This window comes from Paraburkholderia sp. XV, assembly GCF_020177535.1.
GTDB lineage: Bacteria > Pseudomonadota > Gammaproteobacteria > Burkholderiales > Burkholderiaceae > Paraburkholderia > Paraburkholderia caribensis.
On record NZ_JAGUUD010000215.1, the window covers coordinates 1 to 5,935 of the forward strand.

5 protein-coding genes are annotated in these 5,935 nt (G+C 61.1%); 3 read left to right on the forward strand and 2 right to left on the reverse strand.

Annotated elements, in window-relative coordinates; all coding sequences use genetic code 11:
- Positions 1-162 precede the first annotated feature (162 nt).
- On the reverse strand, positions 163-534 hold the full coding sequence (locus KFO72_RS41010) for a cupin domain-containing protein (protein WP_082845371.1): 372 nt from the start codon (positions 532-534) through the stop codon (positions 163-165).
- Positions 535-686: 152 nt separating this feature from the next.
- On the opposite strand from KFO72_RS41010, the gene KFO72_RS41015 reads away from it, so the two are divergent.
- Positions 687-2,114, forward strand: coding sequence for an aldehyde dehydrogenase family protein (locus KFO72_RS41015; protein WP_225034491.1), 1,428 nt, complete (start codon positions 687-689; stop codon positions 2,112-2,114).
- A gap of 3 nt (positions 2,115-2,117) precedes the next feature.
- Here the strand turns inward: KFO72_RS41015 and KFO72_RS41020 are convergent, their stop codons facing one another.
- Positions 2,118-3,068: a LysR substrate-binding domain-containing protein gene (locus KFO72_RS41020; RefSeq protein WP_054930169.1), complete on the reverse strand. Its 951-nt coding sequence runs from the start codon at positions 3,066-3,068 to the stop codon at positions 2,118-2,120.
- A 125-nt stretch (positions 3,069-3,193) separates the two neighbouring features.
- Here KFO72_RS41020 and KFO72_RS41025 point away from each other — a divergent pair, with 125 nt between their 5' ends.
- Complete coding sequence (locus KFO72_RS41025) at positions 3,194-4,366, forward strand: M20 aminoacylase family protein (protein ID WP_107204337.1); 1,173 nt, start codon at positions 3,194-3,196, stop codon at positions 4,364-4,366.
- A gap of 18 nt (positions 4,367-4,384) precedes the next feature.
- Positions 4,385-5,737 carry an MFS transporter gene (locus KFO72_RS41030; RefSeq protein ID WP_225034492.1) on the forward strand — a complete coding sequence of 451 codons (1,353 nt, stop codon included), beginning with the start codon at positions 4,385-4,387 and terminating at the stop codon, positions 5,735-5,737.
- Positions 5,738-5,935: the final 198 nt, after the last annotated feature.

Genomic DNA, 5,935 nt, shown 5'->3' on the forward strand with positions numbered 1-5,935 from the left:
GCCCCGCACAGGGGCGACGCGTGAAGCGAGCTAACGTAACGCGGATGCCAGCGAAGAGGCCAAAACACCAAAACACCAAAACACCAAAACACCAAAACACCAAAACACCAAAACACGGATGCCAGTGCAAACCCGGCCGCACGGCCGGTTCACCCCATAACCTCAACCGCAATAAACAACACTGTACTTCTTAGTAGCAACAGGCATATGCCAGGTACCAGAGAAGCCCTTATGAAGAATAAACGCATCACCTGCATGGTAATGATCGGCACGCCCATCATCGCTGGTGATCACGACTTCACCTTCGATCAGCACACAGACTTCATGAATCGGCAGATCGGTCAACTTGAGCGTACCGGCATCGCATTGCCAGACCCCAGCCGTGAGCACATTGTCAGCATCGGAAAAAGCAGTCAACGCATGCGGCGCTTTAGCGCCATCGAGAATCACATCAGCAGGATCATGCAATGCCGGCTGCAGGCCAGTAGCGCCAGGACCCTTCGCATCGATACGGGTAAAGGTAATGTTGCTCATATCAAAGTCTCCAGAATGAATCGCAGATAAAAAGCGGTTGATTGGGAAACGGGAGTCTGAGCCAAAGACGCTTGCCAATGAATTTCGATTTGAAGACATGTAGTTCGAGAACAGTCGATGTAACCGTACCGGACCAATTAGAGGAAAACATCATGCAACACGCCACGCAGTTCTATATCGACGGCAAATGGATCGACCCGATCGAAGCCAAAAAACTCGACGTAATCGACCCATCCACGGCCAGACCGTTCGCAACGATCTCGCTCGGCAGTGCAGGCGACGTCGATCGCGCAGTAGCGGCCGCCAAAACCGCATTCGCCTCGTATTCGCAAACCACGGTGCAGGAACGCATCGATCTGCTGCAAGCGATCCTCGAGGTCTATCGCAAACGCTACGACGACATGGCCGATGCAATCAGCCGCGAAATGGGCGCGCCCAAACAGTTCGCACACGACGCGCAAGCATGGACGGGCACCGCGCACCTGGAAACGATGATCCGCACGCTGCAGCATTTCGACTTCGAGCAGCTAAAAGGCAGCATGCTGATCCGCAAGGAACCCGTAGGCGTATGCGGTCTCATCACGCCATGGAACTGGCCCGCATTGCAGATCACGACGAAGGTCGCGCCCGCGCTCGCAGCAGGTTGCACGATGGTACTGAAGCCATCGGAACTCGCGCCGATGAGCGCGATGCTGTATGCAGAAATCCTGCATGAAGCAGGCGTGCCCGCAGGTGTGTTCAACCTCGTCAACGGCGAAGGGCAGGTGGTGGGCGATGCCATGTCGCGCCACAAGGACATCGACATGATGTCGTTTACGGGCTCGACGCGTGCAGGCGTGCAAGTCGCGAAGGCCGCTGCCGATACCGTCAAGCGCGTGCATCAGGAACTGGGCGGCAAGTCCGCAAACCTGATTCTCGAAGATGCCGATCTGCGCGACGCCGTCACGCGTGGCGCGCGCGCATGCTTCGATAACAGCGGGCAATCGTGCGATGCACCCACGCGCATGTTCGTGCCGCGCGCGCGAATGGACGAAGCGTTGGCCTACGCAAAGGAAGTGGCCGATGCGCTCGTCGTCGGTCCGGCGGACGCGCCGTCGAGCGATATGGGCCCCGTGATCAGCCAGCAGCAGTTCGACAAGATCCAGTCGATGATCGATGCCGGCCTGCGCGAAGGGGCGGTGCTCGCAGCGGGCGGTCCCGGACGCCCCGAAGGCCTGGGCGAAGGCTACTATGTACGCCCGACCGTGTTCGGCCACGTGACGCACGACATGACGATCGCACGCGAAGAAATTTTCGGACCCGTGCTGTCGATTCTCGGCTACGACACGGAAGACGAAGCCGTCGCGATGGCCAACGACAGCATCTACGGCCTCGCGGGCTATGTGCAGTCGGCGTCGCTCGAACGCGCGCGTGCCGTCGCCAGGCGGCTGCGCACCGGCACGATCTATCTGAACTACGCGGAGTACTCGCCGGAAGCGCCGTTTGGCGGCTATCGTCAGTCGGGCAACGGGCGCGAGTACGGCGAGTTCGGACTCGAAGACTTTCTGGAGATCAAGGGCGTCGTCGGCTACGGAAAATAAAGCCTAGAAAAGCAGTTCGATCGAATGAAACAGACGGCGGCGGTCCGCGTCCTGCGATCGCGCGCCTTCGTCGATCACCTCGCGCAGGCATTCGATAAAACACGCGCCCGCCGGACTGACGGGCACGCCGCGCCGCGACGTGATGCTGACAATCGTCTCATCGACCACTTCGCGCAACGGCAGCGCGCGCAGATTCTCCTTTGCGATGTTCACCTCGACGAGGGGCCAGGGAAAGATGCTCAGGAAATCCGTCTGCTGAAGCAGGCCCAGCACGATCGCAAATGAATGCGCGAGATGGATCGTGTGCGGCACTCTCATCCCGCGCTTGCGGAACAGGTTGTCGGCCATCGACTCGCGACTCGCCGGGTCCCAGTTCAACACCCATTCGGCGTCTTGCAGTTCGTGCAGCGTGCGGCATTCGCCCAACGGATGCCCGCGTCGCGCGACGACGGCCGAATGCGTCGAGAAAAGCGGCACGTTGTGAAACTCCGATTGCGGCGACGCAGGCGGCGGCCGCCCGATCGAAAAGTCGAGACTGCCGTCGCGCAGACGCGGCTGCACGACAGCCAATAATCCTTCGAAGAATTCCAGCTGCACGTCGGGCATTTTCTGCTTGAAGCGGTTGACCGTCTCGGGCAGAAACGTCAGCGCGAGCCACGGCGTCACGCCTACCGAGAGCTTCCCCGCCGCCGCGCCGCGCATCGCTTCGAGTTCGGCCTCGGCGCGCGCGAGCTGACCGAGCACGAGCCGCGCGTGCACGACGAGCGCGCGTCCGTATTCGGTGAACGCGACTCCTGATGTGCCGCGTATCACCAGCGGCGCGCGCAGATCCGTTTCGAGTTCGCGCACGGACTTGGTGACGGCGGCGGGCGACAGGCCCAATTGCCGCGCCGCGGCGCGGATGCTGCCCGTCTCCGCGATGGCGGCGAGCGTGCTGAGTTGATGCAGTTTCATGTCGGGCGGGCGAAAGGTGGCATCGCGGGTGGCAACCACTGGTTGCCACCGTAACCGTTTCCCGCCTGCCCGTCAAAAAAACGGGCGGCTATGCTGGGTTCACAGACATCGATGGAGACAGCAGCGTGAATACCATGGTCATCCCCGCCGGCATCGCCGATCTCGAAGCAGAAATGATTGCGCTGCGCCGCCGCATCCATGCGCATCCCGAGCTTGCATACGAAGAACACGTGACGGGCGACCTGGTCGCCGGCAAGCTCGCAGAGTGGGGCTACACCGTGACGCGCGGGCTGGGCAGCACGGGGGTCGTCGGGCAACTGAAAGTAGGCAGCGGTACGCGCAAGCTCGGCCTGCGTGCCGACATGGATGCGCTGCCCATCCACGAGCAGACGGGGCTGCCTTACGCCAGCAAGCTGCCCGGCAAGATGCACGCATGCGGCCACGACGGCCACACGGCGATGCTGCTCGCCGCGGCGAAGCATCTCGCGCAGGAACGTTCGTTCGACGGCACGCTGAACCTGATTTTCCAGCCCGCCGAAGAGGGCCTTGCCGGCGCGAAGAAAATGATTGAAGACGGGCTGTTCGAGCGCTTCCCATGCGACGCCGTGTTCGCGATGCACAACATGCCGGGACATCCGACTGGCAAGTTCGGCTTTCTGCCGGGTTCGTTCATGGCGTCGTCGGATACCGTGATCGTCAAGGTGACGGGGCGCGGCGGGCACGGTGCGGTGCCGCACAAGGCTGTCGATCCTGTCGTGGTGTGCGCTCAGATCGTGCTGGCGTTGCAGACCATCGTGTCGCGCAACGTCGCGCCGCTCGACATGGCGATCATCACGGTCGGCGCGATTCACGCGGGCGAAGCGCCCAACGTGATTCCGGAGACGGCGGAGATGCGTCTGTCCGTGCGCGCGCTGAAGCCGGAGGTTCGCGACTATCTGGAGACGCGCATTCTCGAGGTCGTGCACGGGCAAGCTTCCGTGTACAACGCGCGCGCCGAGGTCGACTATCAGCGCCGCTATCCCGTGCTCGTCAACGATGCGCAGATGACGGCATTCGCGACGCAGGTTGCGCGCGACTGGGTCGGCGACGACGGGCTGATCGCGAACATGCAGCCGCTGACGGGCAGCGAGGACTTCGCGTTCATGCTCGAACGATGCGCGGGTGCTTATCTGATCATCGGCAACGGGGACGGCGAGGGTGGCTGCATGGTGCACAACCCTGGCTACGACTTCAACGACGATTGCCTTGCGACGGGCGCCGCTTATTGGGTGCGGCTCGCGCAATCATTTCTCGTCTGACGCATCCGGGAGACGGATATGACTTACACAGCCGCAACGACTTCCACGCCGGACGACAGCGTATCGACGAGCGATGCGCAGCCGCAACGCGTGAGCCACGCGAAAGCGATCGCAGCGATCACGCTTGGCAACGGCCTCGAGTTCTTCGACTTCACGATCTACAGTTTCTTCGCGACGATCATCGGCAAGCTGTACTTTCCTGTCGAAGGGCAGCTTGCGCAGTTGATGCTCGCGGTCGGCACGTTTGGTGTGGGCTTCATCATGCGGCCGGTGGGCGGCGTGGTGCTCGGCGCGTATGCGGACCGTGCGGGCCGCAAGGCGGCGATGAGCCTGACGTTGTGGCTGATGACGCTGGGCTCGGCGATCATTGCGTTTGCGCCGACGTATGCGTCGATTGGGCTTGCAGCGCCCGTGCTTGTGATTATTGCGCGGCTGATTCAGGGCTTTGCGCTGGGCGGCGAGATCGGGGCTTCGACATCGCTCCTGATGGAGTACGGCAGCGACCGCACGCGCGGTTTTTATGGCAGCTGGCAGTTCGTGAGTCAGGGCTTGAACACGGTGGTCGGTTCGCTGCTTGGCGTCGCGTTGGCGGCAATGCTGTCGACGCACGCACTCGAAAGCTGGGGCTGGCGCGTGCCGTTCGTGATCGGTATGGCGATGGGGCCGATTGGCGTGTATATCCGGCGGCATCTGGATGAAACGTTGCCGATGCCGGCGGCGTCTTCAGATCATTCGCCCGCGCTGGAAGCTGCGACGGTTGCGAAGCCTGTGCGCGAGATTTTCGGCACGCATATGGGCTCGATTGCGACGGGTGTCGTGACGACGATTGGCGGCACTGCCGCGAACTATATCGTGCTGTTTTATCTTTCTACTTACGCGATCAAGATTCTGCATATGCCGATGTCGCTGGCGTTGTGGGCTTCGTGGACGGCTGCTTTCGTGACGGTGATCTGTTCGCCGTTTGCTGGGGCGTTGTCGGATCGGTATGGGCGTAAGCGGGTGCTGTGGGTTTCGCGTGTGCTCTTGATTGTGGGTGTTTATCCGGCGTTTATGGTGATCAATGCCGTGCCTACGGTGCCCGTTCTGCTTTCAGTTGTTGCCGTGCTTGGCGTGCTTGTTGCGTTTACGGCGGTGCCTAATATCGTCATGCTGACTGAGATGTTTCCGCGTGAGATTCGCGCTACCGGGATGTCAATTGTTTATTGTCTCGGCGTGTCGATCTTTGGCGGGTTTGCGCAGTTCTTTGCTACGTGGCTTATTCAGTTGTCAGGGAGTACGCTTGCGCCGGCCTGGTATCTGATTGGGTGTGGTTTGGTTTCTTTGTTGGCGTTGCCGTTTGTTCGTGAGACGGCTGGGCGGCCGATTGATTGAGGTTTTTTTGTTTTTTGGTTTTTTGCGATGTTGGGTGGTGTGATTTTTCGCGGTTTGCGCGTTGTCCCTGGGCGCTTGCCTTTGCGTTGGCATCCGCGGTTTTGGGTTTTGGGTTTTGCGCTGGCATCCGCGATGCGTTAGCGTGCTTCACACGTCGCCCCTGTGCGGGGCGGCACCTACTTTTCTTTGCCGCCGCAA